We start from the raw sequence: 17,146 nt of genomic DNA on the forward strand, positions 1-17,146 counted from the left end.
GCTCTACCTCCGGGACCCGCGCGTCCGGCGGCGGCGGACGATGAGGTCGTTGGACTTGCGGTTCTTGGAGCGGGTGCGGCCTTCGGGCTTGCCCCACGGCGACACCGGGTGGCGCCCACCCGACGACTTGCCCTCACCGCCGCCCAAGGGGTGGTCGACGGGGTTCATGGCCACGCCCCGGGTCTGGGGGCGGACGCCCTTGTAGCGATTGCGGCCCGCCTTGCCGATCTTGATGAGGTCGGCTTCGGCGTTGCCCACCGAGCCGATGGTGGCGCGGCAGTCGATCGGCACCCGGCGCATCTCGGTGGACGGCAGGCGCAAGGTGGCGTACGCGCCCTCCTTGGCCACGAGCTGCACGCTGGCGCCGGCCGAACGGGCCATGCGGCCGCCGGCGCCCGGCTTGAGCTCCACGTTGTGCACGGTGGTTCCGACCGGCACGTACCGCAGCGGCATGGCGTTGCCGACACGCACCTCCGCCTGGGCTCCGTTGGCGAGCTTGTCGCCCACCTCCAGCCCTGCCGGCGCCAGGATGTAGCGCTTCTCGCCGTCGTGATAGTGCAGCAACGCGATGCGCGCGTTGCGATTGGGGTCGTACTCGATGGTGGCGACCGTGGCGGGCACACCGTCCTTGTTGCGCCGGAAGTCGACCACCCGGTAGCGCTGCTTGTGACCGCCGCCACGGTGGCGAGAGGTCTTGCGGCCGTGGTTGTTGCGGCCGCCGGTGGAATGCTGCTTGGCAATGAGCGAGCGCTCGGGCTTGGTCGCGGTGATGTCGGCAAAATCCGAAACCGTCTGGAATCTTCGGCCGGGACTGGTCGGCTTGCGTACTCGAATACCCATGACGCCCCGCCTAGGAATTGAAGATCTGGATCGAGTCGCCCTCGACGAGGGTGACGATGGCCCGCTTGGTGTCCGGCCGCTTGCCGATGGTGTTGTTGCGCCGGTTGCGCCGCTTCTTGCCCTTGCGGTTCAGCGTGTTGACCTTGGCGACCTTGACGTCGAAGATCTCCTCGACCGCTTGACGGATCTCCGGCTTGCTTGCGGACGGGTGGACGCGGAACACGTAGATGCCCTCTTCGAGGAAGTCATACGACTTCTCCGAGATGACGGGAGCGATCAGCACATCGCGGGGATCCTTCACTGGTCATCCCCCTCGCTCGCTGCCCCGTTCGTGGTGGGCCCAGTGCTCGTGGGAAGGGTGTCGCGGGTGAAGACAAGCCAGTCCGAGCGCAGGATGTCGTAGGCGTTCAGCTCGGCCGCGCTGACCGAGTGCACCGACGAAAGGTTGCGGAAACTGCGATCGGCCGTCTGGTGTGCCGTGCTGTCGCCCAGAACCAGCAGAACCTGTCCGGAGAGGGACAGGTTCTCGAGCACTGCGATGGCGTCCTTCGTGCGCGGCTGGGCAAAGTTCCATTCGTCGATGACCATCACGCGTTCGCTGCGAGCCCGGTCGCTGAGAGCGGAGCGAAGCGCCAGCCGCACGGTCTTGCGGTTCACCTTCTGGCGGTAGTCGCGCGGCTTGGGACCGTGTGCCACGCCGCCGCCAACCCACTGCGGCGAGCGGATCGAACCTTGGCGAGCCCGGCCGGTGCCCTTCTGCCGCCACGGCTTCGCGCCGCCGCCGCGTACCTCGGCACGAGTGAGCGTGCTGTGAGAGCCGCTCCGGCGGGCGGCCCGCTGGGCCGTGACGGCCTGGTGCAGCGCCGCCATGTTCGGCTCAATGCCGAAGATGGCCGCGTCGAGCTCCACGGTGCCGGCAGTGCCGCCGTCGGGGGTGCGAACGTCAAGCGTGAGCGGCATCAGACTTCAGCCGGCGCTTTGACTGCGTTGCGGACGACGACGGTGCCGCCCTTGGGCCCGGGGACTGAGCCGCGCACCAGCAGCAGGCCGCGCTCGGCGTCGGCCTCGACCACCGCGAGGTTGAGCGTGGTGACCTTCGCGCCGCCCATGCGGCCCGCCATGCGGGTGCCCTTGAACACACGTGAGGGCGTGGCGCAGGCGCCGATGGCGCCGGGGGCCCGGTGAACCCGGTGCGCGCCGTGGCTAGCGCGCTGGCCTGAGAAGTTGTGCCGCTTCATGGTGCCCGCGAAGCCCTTGCCCTTCGAAGTCGCTGTCACATCGACGAGCTCTCCAGGACTGAAAAGGTCGGCACCCAATTCGGTGCCGACCGATACTTCGCTCACATCGTCGAGCCGCAGCTCTACGAGCCGTACGCCGGGGTCGATGCCGGCTCGCTCGTAGTGGCCGTTGGTGGGCTTGTTGACCTTGCGGGCCTCGCGGTGGCCGTAGGTGACCTGCACCGCGGTGTAGCCGTCTTGCTCGTTGGTGCGCACCTGGGTGACCCGGCAGTCATCGACGCGCAGCACAGTGACCGGGACGACGCGGTTGTCGTCGTCCCAGAGCTGTGTCATGCCCACCTTGGTGGCGACCAGCGCCTTGTTCGCCATGGCCGTCTCTCTCGTGCCTTCGTACCCTCACGCCGCCCCGGGAGCGGCTTTGCCAGATGCTCCGCCCTGCCGGGCGGCACGTAAACGCTCCGCACGGCGCTGCCGGCGGAGCGGTGTTCTGGTTGTGCCGACCGGTTCCGAACACCCGACCCGTTGCGGGGAGGCATCCGGCCTTGCCGGACGTCAGTTCGGCGCAGGAAGTCCGCGCCGCGAATGAAACAGGCTACCGAGGGTCCCCCACTGCCCCAACCCTCGCCCGAGCCCCACGGCCCGGGCGGGGCCTCGGAGGCTTCGGACACCCAGGCCGCTGAAGCCATCCTGACTCTGCTGCAGTACTCGACCGAACTCAGGGACCCCCACGGTCTCTGCCAAACCTGGCGTGATTCGTCTCAGACGAGCGTCGATCGTCGTCTATAGATCGGCGTCTATTCTCCGCAGTCCGTTTGGCCTCGTGAGCGACCAAACCGCCGGACCCGGTTGCTTGCCGATGCTGTCGACAATCTCCGACCAGTGATCGTCGATCAACGCAGCAGCTGAGAATTTGTAGAGAGTCCCGGGCGGAATCTCTGGAACGTCGGGGTGTCCGACGTAGTACACCTCGCCTGGACGCAAACGAGCGAGTTCGTGAGCCACGCCGAGGATGTCCTCGTCGACAAACACCCCGTCGAATGCGGCCCGTTCTGACATGAAAGGAGATCAGGCAACGCGGGAGCATCGCAGAGCGTCATCGACCATTTCGTCAGTGATGCTCCAGAGGCTCTTGATCTCCTGTCGACTCTCGCCAGCCTCGAGTGCTTCCGCGATGGCTGACACCCGCAGTCGTCGGCCCTTGATCGTGGGTTCGCCGAAGCCGTACTCGGGGTCCATGACCACCGTCGAAGTGCCGAGAAGCCGCAGTCTCCGGACTTCAGGAGAGTCTTCGTAGTCGGCATCCTGCTGGAATCGCCGCACTTCCATCGACAGATCGAGCAACGACTGCTGATTGCGGACGACGAAGCACAGCGACGGACGCAGGCCCGTCTCGCCTTGCACTCGCATCACAAGCTCTCGGCCCTCGGTGCTCAGAAACGGCTCCGCTGTGGCAAGCGGGTAGGACGTGCCGAACTCCTCGCGCAGCGCCATGATCGCAGGGCGCATGCGGGCGACGTTGACCCCGTGTCGGCGGTACTCCGCGATCAGACGGGTCTCAACGAACTCGCCCCACGTGACGATGTCCGAACCAGTCGGCTCAGACCGAACCAACGGCTCATACATCTGGTCACGCCGCTTGTAACCGTCGATCCAGCGCTTCGCCGTGCCAGAAGCGATGTCGAGCAGGCGGTCAACCTGGCTCAGGACATACACCTCGCGGTCCAGCAGCGAGACAACGTCACCCACGAGAACCTCCGCTCCTCTGCACTTGGCTCGAGAACGCCACGACTCCCGCGTCCGATCTCAGCCCGCGCCCTGCACCTCAGCAGCGACCCTAGCCACAGGGTGTCAGGTTGACAGCATCAGCCCGAGCCGGACGATCCGGGCCCAGGCCCTGCTGCGCCAACCGTGAACCTACGAGCCGGGGGCTTGGGGGGTGGTGTTGGGGCCTTTGATGCGTACCCATTTGCTGGTGTGGGGGCTGTCCTCGCCGGTTCTGGTGCCGGTGAATGAGCGGACGAACACGCCGGTGGCGATGCCGTTGGTGAGGCCGGTGATGGTGTAGGTGGCGGTGCCGCCCCAGATGACGATGCCGTCGTTGTGGTGGCCTCTGGGTCCTGCGGGGTTGGCCCACACTCCGGCGGTCTGGCTCCAGCGCAGGGCGTGGTGGATGTCGTCGTCGGCTTCGCCGGCGCGCGGCGACACGATCCAGGTGACCGTCAGGGTGCCGTCGCCGGGCACGACCTGCACGTTGAACGGCTCGAGCCTGCCGTCGCCGGGATGCTCGGGCTGCTGCGGCTCCGGCTCGGACTGCTGCGGCTCGGGCTGCTCGGGGTCCGTCTGCTCTGGGTCTGTCTGTTCGGGGTCTGGCTGCTCTGGGTCTGTCTGTTCGGGGTCTGTCTGTTCGGGGTCTGTCTGCTCGGGGTCCGTTTGTTCGGGGTCGGGCTGTGGCTGCTGTTGGGGCAGGGTGGTGGTGGTGTGGGTGCGGGGGCCTTTGCCGGCGTCGTTCTGCGCGCGTGCCCATATGTTGCAGGTCGTGCCGGGTTTGAGGTTGCGGAACACAGTGGTCGTCTTGGGTGCGTCGACGGTGCGGTGTTTGCCGTTTCTGCCGCACTTGATGTGCACGATGTAGCCGTCTGGGGCGCCGCCGGTGTCGGGAGCCTGCCAGGACACGGTCACATTGCGCGGCTTGGCGGCCAGCGTCAGTCCGGTGACCGGCCCGGGCAGCTCGACGGTGGTGTCAGCGACCGCGACCGTCACCGAGTCGATGGTGATGGCGTCATATTGGGCGTCGCTGCTCGCGGCCCGGTGGCTGACAGTGACGTTCTCGTCGTGGGTGTCGCCGTCGGCCGTGCCGGTGACGGTGAAGGTCCGGGGGATGTCCCAGTCCGCGGGGGTGAACGTCGCCGACGCGGGCGAGATGCCCGCCGCGGCGGGGTCGCTGCTTGCGGGTGCGACGGTGACGTCGTGGGCGGGCTTCGTGTCCAGCACGACGGTGTAGGCCCCGGCCGCGCCCTCGGTGATGCTCAGCGATGCCGGTGTGACGGTCACCGCGGGCACCGGGACGGGGTCGGTGGTGGTGGTCAGGGTGTAGGTGGTGGTGGTGTAGCCGTCCGCGGCGGTCACTGTCACGGTGAGGGCGACGGGCTCATGGAAGGTGTAGCCGGTGCCCAGCGACCACCAGCCGATGCCGGTGTCGTGGCCGGGGGCGGCGAACGTCGCCTCGGGGTGCTCCGTGCGGATCTTGGCGAGCACCGAGATGTGGGAGGCCTGGGAGGCGGTGTGGTGGACCCGGTAGTCGGTCGTGTCGGGGTCGAACGCGGGAGACAGCACCCAGCCGTCGCGCAGAGACAGCCCGGCGAGGCGGGCGTTGTCGGACTTGCCCGGTATCGGCCGCCTGGGCTTGTCGCGCTCGCGCTTTTCCGCCGCGGTCTTCTCCGCGGCGAGGCTGGTCGGCGCGGCCTCGGCCGCGCCCGGCGGCGCGCCGGTGTCGTGGTTCAAGATGGTGATGACCATCCCGCGGCCCTCGAACCCCTCCGCTGTCGGCTTGACGATGATGGTCTCGCCGCTGTCCTCGTGCGCGTCGTCGATGATGCGCAGGAACACCCGGTGGTAGCCGGTCTCGCCCTCCTCGAAGAACACATACGGCGCCGTGGTGACCTTGGCCTGCCGGTCGGCCGGCACGAACGGGTCATAGGAGTTCAGCCACTCATAATCCACCCCCGCGGTCGCCGTGCTCGCCGGGTCCACCTCGAGGCTGACCCGCAGCCCGCCCGGCGGGGCGGGCTCGCTGATCCAGATCGGCAGCGAGTAGTAGGCCCCGGCGGGCTCGTCGGGATCCTTGCCGCGCACGTCCACGATGGAACCCGCAGGGGGGGTCTCGCGCACGTGCATCGGGAACGACCCGAGCCGGTCGGGCCGGTTCGTGGTGGACTCCATCCACAACAGCGGCGTGTACACCAACGCCAGGTCCGCCGTGTCGCCCGCGGACCAGCCCAGCCCGGCGCCGGGCCAGGCGAACAGGTAGGGGGCGCGGCCCGAGACGGCCTCGTAGTTGTAGCTCTCGCCGGTGAGCAGCGGGAACACCGTCCCGTCGACGACCAGCGACAGGAACATCCACTCGCCCAGCACCGACTCCAACGCGAAGCTCAACGTCCCCGCACCAGAGTCCTGATGGGCCAGAGTGCTCGAGCCCAAGTGGACATAATGGCCCGAGCCCAGATTCACATAGGCCACACCCACGGGCGAGCCCCGGAAGGCCACCCTGCCCGCCGACATCGCCGACGAGCACACCGGCCCCGAGCGGACATCGGCTGCGGGCGCGCCGCACCCCAACGCCGACGCCGACCGGCCATGGCCCAGCCCGAACGACACCTCACCCACCGACAGATCCGACTCCCACACCACCCGCTGATCCGCCGGCAGCACCCGCACCGACGACGGCGACGACCAGAAACTCGGCCCCTCCGCATCGGACGCCCGCACCCGCACCACATAGCGGCCATAGGTGTCCAGGCCGGCGATCCGCTCGGCGGTGCCGGTGCCCGAATGGCCGGTGTCCACCCAGCCGGTGCCGGGGTCGCCAGAGGTGGTGGCCGCCTCGTCGGGCGCGGTGTGGCGTCGGTACTCCACGTCGTAGCCGACCACCGCGAAGTCCGGGTCGCTCGGAGCGGTCCACGACACGTCGATGGCGTCCTGCGTGGTCTCCAGGGTCAGCCCCGTCGGGACGGTGCCCAGCTTGATCTGCAGCTGCACCACCTGCCCGACCGTCCAGGAGGGGGCGCCGCTCCACTGCTTGATGTTCGTGTCGTCGGCGACGTCGGGATTCGCGAACGGGAACTGCGCGTCGCCGACCTGGAGCACATAGGCCCTGATCCCCGCCGGGAACGCCGGCCCGGGATCGCTAATCGCGAAAGCGAGGTTGCCCTGGTTGACCGAAACCGTGACGACCCTGTACGTCGCGCCGTCGAGCACGAAATCGTTGTCCTCGATCACCGGCAAGGCGAGGTTCTGGCACGACAGGCTCGACATCGCGCCGCCGGGCCAATGACAGCCGAAATTCCCCGCGCCCAGGTCGGACACCGCGAGCTTCGCCGCCCACAGAGTGCCCTCGGGCAGCGGAATGGCGCGCACCGCATCAGACCAGCCGCCCGCGCCCTGGGTGTTCACCGCCAGCACCCGCACCTCGTACTGCGTCAAATTGTCCAGACCGGCGATCACCAAGGACAGCCCCGACCCCGCCGGGGCCACGCGCCCCGCCGACACCCACCCATCAGCAGGATCGCCGGTCGGGTTGTCCAGCCGGTCCGGCGCCGCGCGCTCCTTGTACGACACCTGATAACGCGAGATCGCCGAACCCCCCACATCCGACGGCGCCGACCACGACGCCGTCAACTGCCCGTCGCCCGCCGCAACCGCCAAACCGGCCGGAACGCCCGGCGTGACCAACGACTTCAGAATCCGCAGCTCCACCGACTGGCCCGCCGCCCACTCGCTCCACACCAGACCGCTCGACAGCCACTGCGCTTCCAAGCTGCTATGGAAGCCCTCCGCGAACGAGAACTGCACACCGCCCACCACCAGTGTGTGATCCCGCCGGAAACCCGCGGACGCGAGGGTCATGGTCAGGGCGTTGTGCGTGTCGCACGGCGACATGCTGTCGTCCCCGCACGACAGGTCATTAAGCAAAAACAGGTCGAACACGTCGACAGCGGTCCCCCCCTCGACATCGATGGTGCTGTCGGTCAGCGCAGCCGCGCACTGCCCCGCGGCGCTGGCATCGCAGCCCCGAGCCTCGCCCGAAGCCACCCCCGCCGGCGTGACCGCCTTGGAAGTCAACGTCGCCGACCACACCTCACGCTGACGCGCCGGCGCCCCAGACACCACCGCGCTCCACGCGCCCGCGCCGACCGAGTTCACCGCCCGCACCCGCACGTCATAACCCCGATAATTCACCAAGCTCCCGCCCGAGGGCACCAGCTTCAAGCTGACCGCGCTGCCCGCGGTCAAGATCTCGTCTGCATGCGCCCACATGGCTATGGTGCCGCTGCCGCTGATCGTGGCGTCGGCCAGAGCGAACTCGTCGTCGCCCACATGCAGGACAGAGCCCTTGAGCGTGTCGCTGATGACGTTGTCGAAGGTGACCCACACATTCCTGGAGGAGCCGTACTGGGCGATGCGGGTGACCGAGAACGCCGTCCCGCCCAAGGTGAAGTCGTCGTCGGACAGCGTCGCCGCGGCAGTGCACTTGTTCGCCGCGGCCGACTCGGCGTTCTCACAGCCAACGGCCGCGAGGTTCCGGATGTTCTTGGGCGTCAGCGTCGCCTCCCACACCGGCTCCGGCTCGCCCAGCACAGCGGCGCGGATCCCCGTGCCCGAATGCGGGACGGGAACCCAGCCGTCGCCGGGGCCTCTGGCGGCTGGGGTGCCGTCGCTGGTGACGAGCGACAGCCGGACCTGCTGGCCGTCGGTCCACGTGACGCCGGAGCTCGTCCAGCTGGTGGAGCTGAAGTCCCGGAAGGGCGACAGCGAGAAACGGGAGCCGCCGACGACCAGCGAATAGTCCGCGAGGGCACCGATATCGGTGCTGAAGCCCATCACCAACTCGCCGGTCGACGAACTGAGATCGAGCTCAATGACTGTGTACTCGACGCCGCCCAGGCTGAAGCCGGCATCGTCGAGGGCGACAGAACAGGCATCGAGGACGCTGAAGTCAGTGCAGCCGAAAAATTGCGCGCTGCGGTCCACGGTCAGCGTCGCGTCCCACAACACGTCAGACCCGCGGTCGGGCGCGGAGGACTCCTTGTACTGCACCTCATAGCCGGTGACCTCCGAATCGCCCGGGTCGTCGGGCGGCTGCCAGTAGGCGTTGAGCCGCCGGTCGCCCGCCGACACGCCCACATCCTTGGGCTTGTCGGGCGCCTGTGACGGCTCCAGGCGCATCTCGACCCCGGTGTTCGCGGTCCAACTCAGCCCGGTGCTCGTCCAGGAGGCGGTGTTGTTGGTGAGGCTGCTGGCTGAGGTGATCGTGGCGTCGGCCAGCAGGAACCTGGCGCTGCCGACGTGCAGCGTGTAGCCCTTGAGCTCGTCGGAGATGGTGGCGTCGAACTCGACGAACAGGTTCTTGGAGGAGTTGACCAAGCCGATGTAGCTGACCGAGAACGTCGTGCTGCCCAGGGTGAAGTCGTCGTCGGACAGCGTCGCCGTGGCGCTGCACTTGTTGGCCGCCGTCGTATCGTCGGTGTCGCAGCCCAACGCCGCGTTGGAGTTCACGCTCTTGGGCGTCAGGTCGGCAGTCCACAGGAGCGAGTCGTCCAAGATGAGGACCTCCGTCGTCGACCCGCCGCCCACGGTGTAAGGCTCGCCCGCGACCGCGGCCATCCGGAACACGACGGTCTCGTTGAGGCCGCTGAAGGTGCCGTCGTCGTTGACGTAGTCCGCCACCGCGTGCACCACGAAGGAGGCCTGGGCCGCTCCCGCCGGCAGCACCAGATGGCCCGAGGCGTCCAGCCCCGACACCGTGTAGTCCTCAGGAGAGGTGGCGCCTTCGGGGCTGCTGTGGGTGATCAGCACGCGGCTGTCCGCGGCCAGCGCCGGGCTGATCCCAACGGTGACTCTTATGGCGCTGCCCTCGCTGACAAGATAGGTGACCTCAGAGAACGCCAGCGTCGAAGTCGACTGAGCCGCCGCCGGGCGCTCAGCAGGCGCCAGCAGCCCCGCGAACACCCCCAGCACCAACAACGCCGCCAGCGCCCGCGACAGACTCCGACGCGAGCCGTGCGCACGCCGCAGCCGCTTCATACGCCCACGGCGCATAACCGGGGGGGGGGGGGGATACCAAAGAACCCGACCTATCCCACAAAAGAGACAGCTTCATATCAGCAAAACCTCATCAGTCCACAAACCGCAGGCGCAACCCGCACGCTCAGCACGGCCCCAGCATCCTAGAGGCTCAGCACGCAGACGGATCACGAACACGCCGCTGGCTGTCCACCGACGTGCCGCAACCGCTAGATTCCGGATTGGCCCGGTGCGGATTCCGAAATAGCCCGGAGCACATTCCGAATCGGACGGCGCCTCATGCCGAACCAGACCGACCAATGCGGAGCGTTTGTCGCCCGGCATGCCGAGCCTCTCGTCCGCGCAGCCCTGGCCGACACTCGCATCGTCGCCATTGTCGGGCCGCGCCAATCGGGCAAGACGACGCTCGCCCGCCGTATCGCCGACGACGACGGCCGACAGTTCGTCACCCTCGACGACGAGCAGTCGAGGCGCTTCGCGCAGGATGACCCAGCCGGATTCACCCGCGGCTTGAACCGAGTGGTGATCGACGAGATCCAGCGCGCCCCAAACCTGATCCTGGCCTTGAAGCGAATCGTCGACGAGGACCCTCGCCCCGGAAGGTTCCTGATCACTGGCTCGGTCGACTTGTTCGCGGGGTCGCTGTCGCCGGATTCTCTCGCCGGGCGGGTCGAGACGGTCGAACTCCTGCCCTTCTCCCAAGCCGAGACCGCCGGCACGGGGCCCTCCTCGTTCATCGACCGGGCCTTCGCGTGCGACTTCGCCGGCCTCGACATCGCCGGACCGACCGATGATCTGGTTGGACGGGTGGTGGGCGGCGGTTTCCCCGAAGCGCTGTCCCGCACCGCTTCGGCCAGGCGCCAATCATGGTTGCGGAATTATGCGCGCATGGTCGCCGAACACGATGTCCGCGACATCGCGCAGGTCTCCAAACACGGCGAATTGCCTCGCTTGATCGATCACGCAGCCGTCGCAGCCGGCGGGCTGGCAAACATGTCGGCGCTCGGAACTCGTCTCGGCGTCGACGGCAAGACCGTGGATCGCTGGCTCGTCCTGCTCGAGCGCATGTTCCTGATTCGCCGCGTACGTGCATGGCACCGCAGTGGCCTCAAGCGCCTGGTGAAGGCACCGAAGCTCCAGTTCCTCGATTCCGGCCTGCTCGCCGCGCTGCAAGGTGTCGACGCGGCGAGCATCGCCGATGATCGCCAACGTCTCGGCCCTCTGCTCGAGAGCTTCGTCTATGGGGAACTCGCCAAGACCGCAGCGCTCAGCAGCGACATGACGACCGTCAGCCACTACCGCGACAAGAGCGGCGCCGAGGTCGATTTCGTGCTCGAGCGCTCGCCGGGCGCCATCGTCGGCATCGAGGTCAAGTCGCGGGCCACAGCACACCCTCGGGACTTCACCGGCCTGAGACGTCTGCGCGATGCCGCAGGCGACAGCTTCGCCTGCGGGATCCTCCTGCACAACGGCGATCGCATTCAGCAAGCTGCCCCCGGCCTGCACGCCATGCCCGTCAAGACGCTCTGGGAAGCCTGAACCCCCAGCCGGCCATCGCCGACGGCCGGTCCAAGTCGGGGCCGGCGATCGACACGACTGACGCTTCGCTGCATCCCGCGGTCGAGTCATGGCTGCGGAGGCTGCACAACAGCAATCCGCTGAAGGACGAGCGCGGCGCTAGTCTCGGCTGTATGGCCGCGCCTGATCTTGTGGCGGCTCGACGTGCCGCCGGTGCGATGCTCGATGCAGGAGTCGGCCGGGTGCTGCTGTTCGGCTCGTTGGCTCGAGGCGAAGCCTCCGATGCCAGCGACATCGATCTGGTAGCCATCTACGACGATCTCGACTACGCCGAACGGGGGTCTCGTCGCTGCGCCCTGGAACGGCGAGCCGAGGCTGCCGCCGAGCGCCGCGTCGACGTGTACGTGACCGACGCACCCGAGTGGGCCGTTCGCACCAGCAAGGTGCCGTGCTCGCTGGAAGCCCGCATCTCGACCTACGCAATCGAGTTGGCTGACGCCGGCACGCATGACAGCATCGACTGGGACAAGGAGATCGGATTGCCCGCAGATCCTGCCGCCGAGTTGGCGAGCCGCCTCACAGACGTGTCCGATGCCGTGGTGCGTCTGGAAGGAAGCCTGCGGCCTTCGCGCGCCGAAGTCGACGCCATCGCCGACGGCGACGCAGGCGAACTTGCCGCTCTCGAGGATGTGCGCTTCGCTGCCGCGATGGGCGAGATCGCGATGATCGTGGAATCTGCTGCCAAGGCCACCCACATCGCCCGCGTGGGGACCGCACCTGCGCACTCGCACAGCATCCCGGCCCTGGTCGCGCCGCAGCCTGAACAAGTGGGCGAGACGTTCGCAACGCTCGCCCAAGGCGTGCTGGATCTGGGGGATCTGCACGAGTGGCGTCAAGGCTCCGCCTATAGCGCCGACCGGCCCGAGGCCCGCTTCGACGAAGAACAGCTTCGAAACCGCGCCGCGGCGGCGCTCGCCATTGCCGAGTTCGCAGTGGATCAGTGCCGTGACAGCGGTGTCGCCGAGACGACGCTTGCACGCTGGGACCGCCGCAGCCGGCGCTGCCGCGACGTGCTCACCGACGCCCTCCGCCTCACGCCCTGACCCAACCTCATGACCGTTCAGCCGGCGGGTTGGGGGCGCCGTCGTTGGTAGGCCGCGAACAGCATCACTTCGCTCGCCAGGACCAAGTGGAATGCCGTCGGCAGGTAGGCAGTGAACCACTTCCCGGCAGCGAAGACGGCGAATGCAATGTCGCCCAGGGCGTCCAGGTGCGCTGTGCACTGCTCGGGCGTCTCCCAGAGGTTGTTCGCATCGAGGCGAACCGTCGCGGTGCTCGAGCCCCGGGAGACGAACGGGGCCAGCTTGGCGCGGTCACGCCGCGGCGAGCCCGAGAGCTTCACCTTGAAGTCGGTGAATCCGCGCACGCGGAAGCCGCGCAGCTGCCATCGATACAGCAGCAGACCCATGTCGCCCAGGACCGCGGTGTAGGCCACGTCGGGCGGGCCTGAAGCAACACCCAGCAGCTGCTCGATGTTGCAGCCGCCCCCCTTGTCGAGGGGAATTATGTATATGAGTAACCACGCCGGTGATTGTGGCAGCCAGAAACCCGGCAACTGCTAGAGCCGAGTCAGACGGGTCCGACCCCGCCGCTCTCGTAGGGCTGAAAATCCGCACTGACAAAGATCGGGCTTTCAGAGCAGGACCGCACGTTCGAAGCGATGAGCATGAATCCTGCCATGTGGGATGTCAGCACTTCGGGCCGGTGGTCGGACGAAGTTGCGTCCCACAGTGTCTCGCCTAGCACACAGGGCTCGCCTCGGTCACGCCGGGCTCGGTCGATGGCCTCCACAACCCATACATAGCGTGGGAGTGACATGAGCCGGTAGGCCACCGCCACGTCACTTGGGACCCCTCGGGTTGGGAGTTCCGACTTGAAACGGTTCGACCGCATCGCGTAGGAACGCACAGAAAATCGGCCGTTTGCCACGATGTCATGCAACTGGCTTGCGACCACACTCTGCTGGTCATTGCCCAGCAGAGTCGCCTGCCTATGGAGAAGAAGCCCCCCTGCTCTTTCGGCATGTTCCGGCCCCAGCCACAGTTTCTCTGGGGCTGGGATATGGATCGTCGACCATGGCCCGTAACTGTGGCCGGTATCCGGGTCGATATCAGCAAGCACATCGTCAACACGGAGGTACGGGCCACGTTGGTCGTCGTGCCTGACGAACTCAACCCACCGCTTGCCGTCACGCGTTGTCCGCTTGTAGCCGCACAGAACGAACGCATGCCCGTTGGCTCTGTCGGGCCCGATGGCCCCGACAAGTACCGGCAGACCTGAATTCAAGAAACGGCACACAACCGGCACGATGCGGTCATCCCATGTCCCAGGTGGAACGGGGTTGCCCCCAGACGGTGGTGTCGGGTCAGAGCGTTGCCATGGCAGTCCAGGGCTGGGCAACGAGCCCACTTCGTAGGCATAGGCGGGCAGCCCCAAGTAGCGGAAAAGTTCACTCAATTGCAGGACGGTCAGGCCCTGAGTCGGGATCGGGCGGCTTGTATTGAGTTTGGAGTCGACGCACTCAGCGAGATAGCCAGTTGTCTGGCGAGCAGCGTCCCCGCGCAGAGCAGCGGTGTAATGGCACATCCACGCCGATGCATGGGCGCACGACCCCATTTGTGCGTCCTGTTGCGAGAAGGGCACACCGCTCACGGCTAGATCTTGACCGCAGAGGTTGATCTTGTCGACGACGGATGTGCGGACGGCACCAGCGACACTTGGCGGTGGCTGCAGCATCGCTCGTGAAACGGGGCCGGTCTCACAAGGGCGCAAGACGACGTACCCCAAGTACGAATCTGGGCTTGTCCCTCGTTCGATTTCGTCGAGGGACAGCCGTTCGGAGAAAAAGTGCAGCCGGTGGGCAGTGTCCGGGCGGTGTCGGAATTGGTGCGCGAAGTAACTGCCGTATTCGCTGCGGTAGTCAGCGTCGATGTACCCGGTTTCCGCGACCAGCGTGCTAGCGCCAGATTCACGCGCTACCGCTAAACAGCGAAGCAGCGGCAAGTCATTGCGAGCTTCTAGGTATTGGCCGAGAGACGCTCTCCACTCTTCATCTGTCGAGGGCTGCTGTGCATGGAGCAGCGGTTGCTCGTCCCATGTGTCGATGTCCACCGTACGGTCGGCCTGGTCAGCCCACGAACATGTTTGCGGCGTTCGCTGCAGCGCGGCGACGCAGTTGGGCCATGCGTTCGAGATCTTCGTAGAGGTCCTGCCACTCCTGCTGTGTGAGCAGGTCACGAGGGTCGCTGGGCAGCCCCGCAGGGGCAGAACGCGGCACCGATTTACTCATGCTGGGCTCCCCTTCTCAGCACCATGAGCCATGCGGCTTGCGGTGAACCAACACGCAAAAGCGTAGGGGTTAGTACGACGATTCCCAGTGATCGTGGGTGATCGTCCAGATTCGGCGTCTGGTCTGACCTGCATATTTCTGGCGGAGCTGAGAACAGATGTACAGGCGACGACCCGGCACCAGTCGGCGCGCTTTTGGCTTCCACAAACGACCCCGCAGATTTCCCCAAGATGTCCACTAGCGATCCCCGTGCCGCGCTCGGTACGGTGCCTCCAGCGCCGACACAGGTGCGTGATTTGATGCAGGGGCTACCCGCAGAAGGAGGCAGGACGATGCCCAAGAAACCAGCCATCCATACCGTCCCTCATGGGGACGGCTGGGCGAACAGACGGGAAGGCTCCAGCCGGGTATTCGACACGCACCCCACCAAGGCTGAAGCCCAAGCGGCTGGCCGTGAGGCTGCCATGCGGGACTCGACTGAGCATCTGATCCACAAGCAGAACGGTCAGATCGGTGAGCGCAACAGCTACGGCAACGATCCGTACCCGCCGCCAAACTGATCGCAGTGGGGCTGGCCTCGGCCCGCCTGCGAAAATTGGGGTCGTGTGAGTCAGGTTTGTACAAGTTTGCGCTGCCGTCGTTTCCACCACCGACCGCCGAGCTCGTACAGCGCAGCAACACCGGCCAGCACCACCATGTACCAACCGAAGCTGATCAAGTCGTAGCCGATCAGGTACAGCGGCATAGATGCCGACTCCCAGCAGGATCACGGCCGGGTACGAGACCCGGACCGCGAACCTGCCCGCTGCGGTAGGCCGCTCGGTGTAGTGGGCCAGATGCTCGGCCTCAATTCGCCCAGGCGGATCGGCGGCCGTCATGAGCCGAGCCTATGTATCGGTGCACTCGACTCCGGTGAAACAGCCGATGCACGCGCACTCAGTCGCCGAGACGGACGACGGTGGTGCCGATGGTACGGCCGGCGATCGGCTCATCCGCAAGATGAGCGAGAAACTCCTCATCGGTGCCATAGATGACGCCCGTGCTTTGTCCTGCAGGAAGTGACGCCAAGCCTGTCGCCGCGTCGAGGTCGTCAAGCGTGACCGCATCCATGTCGAGTTCTGCTGACATCGGCTGTGCCGTCACGATCCCCTCTCCCGTCCTGTCCTTCGTCGCCGAAGCTACTGGCCTCGGACGAGGTTGGACAAGCAGGTTTAATCGCGGAGGCAGCGCCGTTCAGTCGCCGAGGCGGACGATGGTGGTGCCGACGGTGCGGCCGGCGAGCAGATCGACGAAGGCTCCGCCTGCCGATTCGAGGCCGTCGTAGGTGACATGGCGGGGAACCAGCGAACCGGCTTCGATCCACTCGCGCATCTGCGTGCGAGCTTCGTCATAGCGATCGGCGTAGGAGAACACGATGAAGCCCTGCATGCGCACCTGGTTGTTCACCAGCAGGCCCGGGATGCCTCGCGGGCTGGGATCGGGGTTGGCGGTGTCGTAGGCCGAGACCGCGCCGCAGCACACGATGCGGCCGAACGTGGCCATACGGAACAGCGCGGAGCCGAGGATCTCGCCGCCCGTGTTGTCGAAGTACAGGTTGATGCGGTCGGGTGTGGCCGCGCGGAATTCGGCTCGGAAGTCGGGCGAATGCCGGTTGATCGCCACGTCGAAGCCGATCTCGTCGACCAGCAGCGAGCACTTCTCATCCGAGCCGGCCACGCCGACGACCCGGCAACCGAGGGACTTGGCGATCTGCCCCGCAATGTGGCCCACCGATCCCGCTGCGGCGGATACCACCACGGTCTCGCCTGCGGTGGGCCGCCCGACGTCGAGCAGGCCGAAGTAGGCGGTGAGCCCGTTCGTGCCCAGCACTCCGAGATGCAGGGCCGGATCGAGCGTGCTGTCTGCGACGCGCAGCTCGTCAGCGGCCATCACGGCATGGCGGCGCCAACCGGTCCAGCCCACGACCGTGTCGCCCGCGCTGATGCCGTCGGCATTCGATGCCTCCACGATGCCCGCGCCCGTGCCCCGCATGACCACGCCCGTTTCGGGGGCACCCGCGTAGCTGGCACTGCCCTGCAGGCCGGCCCGCTGCCCCGCGCCGATCGTGATCGCCTGGACCCGCACGAGCACCTCGCCTGGCCCGGGTTCGGGCACTTCTTCGTTCCGCAGCGCGAAGTGCTCGGCGCTGAGCGGTCCGTCGGGAACCTTGGCCAGCACCACGCAGTCCGACACCCGCGCCGTGTTCGTATCTCCAGCCATCATCCGCTCCTCGTTCGTTGCCGGGCGTCGCCGCCGCCCGACATGATTGCTGGTTTCGAGCGGCGTTTCTTGGTCCGACAGCGGCTTGCGGCATACCGGCTGCAGCACGCCTTCGGTTTCTGGGACGGGTATTGATCCGGCG

General features: G+C 67.0%; 16 protein-coding genes. 3 read left to right on the forward strand and 13 right to left on the reverse strand.

The window, feature by feature from the left end:
• Positions 1 to 3 precede the first annotated feature (3 nt).
• The 7 genes from rplB to ACOGW9_RS07530 all read right to left on the reverse strand — a co-directional run bounded on the left by rplB (position 4) and on the right by ACOGW9_RS07530 (position 9,878).
• Entirely contained in the window at positions 4 to 840 is an 837-nt protein-coding gene (gene rplB, locus ACOGW9_RS07500; RefSeq protein WP_323671048.1) for a 50S ribosomal protein L2, read from the reverse strand.
• A gap of 10 nt (positions 841 to 850) precedes the next feature.
• Entirely contained in the window at positions 851 to 1,141 is a 291-nt protein-coding gene (rplW, locus tag ACOGW9_RS07505) for a 50S ribosomal protein L23 (protein WP_419909894.1), read from the reverse strand.
• The gene (gene rplD / locus ACOGW9_RS07510) at positions 1,138 to 1,800 is read right to left on the reverse strand and encodes a 50S ribosomal protein L4 (protein ID WP_419909896.1); all 663 of its coding nucleotides are present in this window, start codon (positions 1,798 to 1,800) and stop codon (positions 1,138 to 1,140) included. The genes rplW and rplD overlap by 4 nt, the downstream gene beginning before the upstream one ends.
• Positions 1,800 to 2,447 (reverse strand): 50S ribosomal protein L3, encoded by a 648-nt coding sequence (gene rplC, locus ACOGW9_RS07515; RefSeq protein WP_419909898.1) that lies wholly within the window; start codon positions 2,445 to 2,447, stop codon positions 1,800 to 1,802. The genes rplD and rplC overlap by 1 nt, the downstream gene beginning before the upstream one ends.
• Before the next feature lie 411 nt (positions 2,448 to 2,858).
• The gene (locus tag ACOGW9_RS07520; RefSeq protein ID WP_419909900.1) at positions 2,859 to 3,134 is read right to left on the reverse strand and encodes a hypothetical protein; all 276 of its coding nucleotides are present in this window, start codon (positions 3,132 to 3,134) and stop codon (positions 2,859 to 2,861) included.
• Between the two features lie 9 nt (positions 3,135 to 3,143).
• Positions 3,144 to 3,824, reverse strand: coding sequence for a DUF433 domain-containing protein (locus ACOGW9_RS07525; protein ID WP_419909902.1), 681 nt, complete (start codon positions 3,822 to 3,824; stop codon positions 3,144 to 3,146).
• 168 nt (positions 3,825 to 3,992) lie between these two features.
• Positions 3,993 to 9,878 carry a fibronectin type III domain-containing protein gene (locus tag ACOGW9_RS07530; RefSeq protein ID WP_419909904.1) on the reverse strand — a complete coding sequence of 1,962 codons (5,886 nt, stop codon included), beginning with the start codon at positions 9,876 to 9,878 and terminating at the stop codon, positions 3,993 to 3,995.
• A gap of 279 nt (positions 9,879 to 10,157) precedes the next feature.
• On the opposite strand from ACOGW9_RS07530, the gene ACOGW9_RS07535 reads away from it, so the two are divergent.
• Positions 10,158 to 11,417: an ATP-binding protein gene (locus tag ACOGW9_RS07535; RefSeq protein ID WP_419909906.1), complete on the forward strand. Its 1,260-nt coding sequence runs from the start codon at positions 10,158 to 10,160 to the stop codon at positions 11,415 to 11,417.
• Between the two features lie 152 nt (positions 11,418 to 11,569).
• Positions 11,570 to 12,499, forward strand: coding sequence for a nucleotidyltransferase domain-containing protein (locus tag ACOGW9_RS07540; RefSeq protein ID WP_419909908.1), 930 nt, complete (start codon positions 11,570 to 11,572; stop codon positions 12,497 to 12,499).
• Between the two features lie 17 nt (positions 12,500 to 12,516).
• Here the strand turns inward: ACOGW9_RS07540 and ACOGW9_RS07545 are convergent, their stop codons facing one another.
• From ACOGW9_RS07545 to ACOGW9_RS07555, 3 genes are all read right to left on the reverse strand, one after another.
• The gene (locus tag ACOGW9_RS07545; RefSeq protein ID WP_419909910.1) at positions 12,517 to 12,891 is read right to left on the reverse strand and encodes a hypothetical protein; all 375 of its coding nucleotides are present in this window, start codon (positions 12,889 to 12,891) and stop codon (positions 12,517 to 12,519) included.
• Positions 12,892 to 13,025: 134 nt separating this feature from the next.
• The gene (locus ACOGW9_RS07550; RefSeq protein ID WP_419909912.1) at positions 13,026 to 14,567 is read right to left on the reverse strand and encodes a hypothetical protein; all 1,542 of its coding nucleotides are present in this window, start codon (positions 14,565 to 14,567) and stop codon (positions 13,026 to 13,028) included.
• 16 nt (positions 14,568 to 14,583) lie between these two features.
• The gene (locus tag ACOGW9_RS07555) at positions 14,584 to 14,745 is read right to left on the reverse strand and encodes a hypothetical protein (protein WP_419909914.1); all 162 of its coding nucleotides are present in this window, start codon (positions 14,743 to 14,745) and stop codon (positions 14,584 to 14,586) included.
• Positions 14,746 to 15,077: 332 nt separating this feature from the next.
• Here ACOGW9_RS07555 and ACOGW9_RS07560 point away from each other — a divergent pair, with 332 nt between their 5' ends.
• Positions 15,078 to 15,305: a DUF2188 domain-containing protein gene (locus tag ACOGW9_RS07560; protein ID WP_419909916.1), complete on the forward strand. Its 228-nt coding sequence runs from the start codon at positions 15,078 to 15,080 to the stop codon at positions 15,303 to 15,305.
• A gap of 50 nt (positions 15,306 to 15,355) precedes the next feature.
• On the opposite strand, the gene ACOGW9_RS07565 is transcribed toward ACOGW9_RS07560, so the two are convergent.
• The 3 genes from ACOGW9_RS07565 to ACOGW9_RS07575 all read right to left on the reverse strand — a co-directional run bounded on the left by ACOGW9_RS07565 (position 15,356) and on the right by ACOGW9_RS07575 (position 17,004).
• Complete coding sequence (locus ACOGW9_RS07565) at positions 15,356 to 15,490, reverse strand: hypothetical protein (protein ID WP_419909918.1); 135 nt, start codon at positions 15,488 to 15,490, stop codon at positions 15,356 to 15,358.
• Positions 15,491 to 15,681: 191 nt separating this feature from the next.
• Positions 15,682 to 15,888, reverse strand: a complete 207-nt coding sequence (locus ACOGW9_RS07570; RefSeq protein WP_419909920.1) for a hypothetical protein — start codon at positions 15,886 to 15,888, stop codon at positions 15,682 to 15,684.
• 90 nt (positions 15,889 to 15,978) lie between these two features.
• Positions 15,979 to 17,004 (reverse strand): NADP-dependent oxidoreductase, encoded by a 1,026-nt coding sequence (locus ACOGW9_RS07575; protein ID WP_419909922.1) that lies wholly within the window; start codon positions 17,002 to 17,004, stop codon positions 15,979 to 15,981.
• Positions 17,005 to 17,146: the final 142 nt, after the last annotated feature.

Origin of the sequence: Candidatus Poriferisodalis sp. (genome assembly GCF_965203655.1) — a bacterium.
Taxonomy (GTDB): Bacteria; Actinomycetota; Acidimicrobiia; order Acidimicrobiales; family Poriferisodalaceae; genus Poriferisodalis.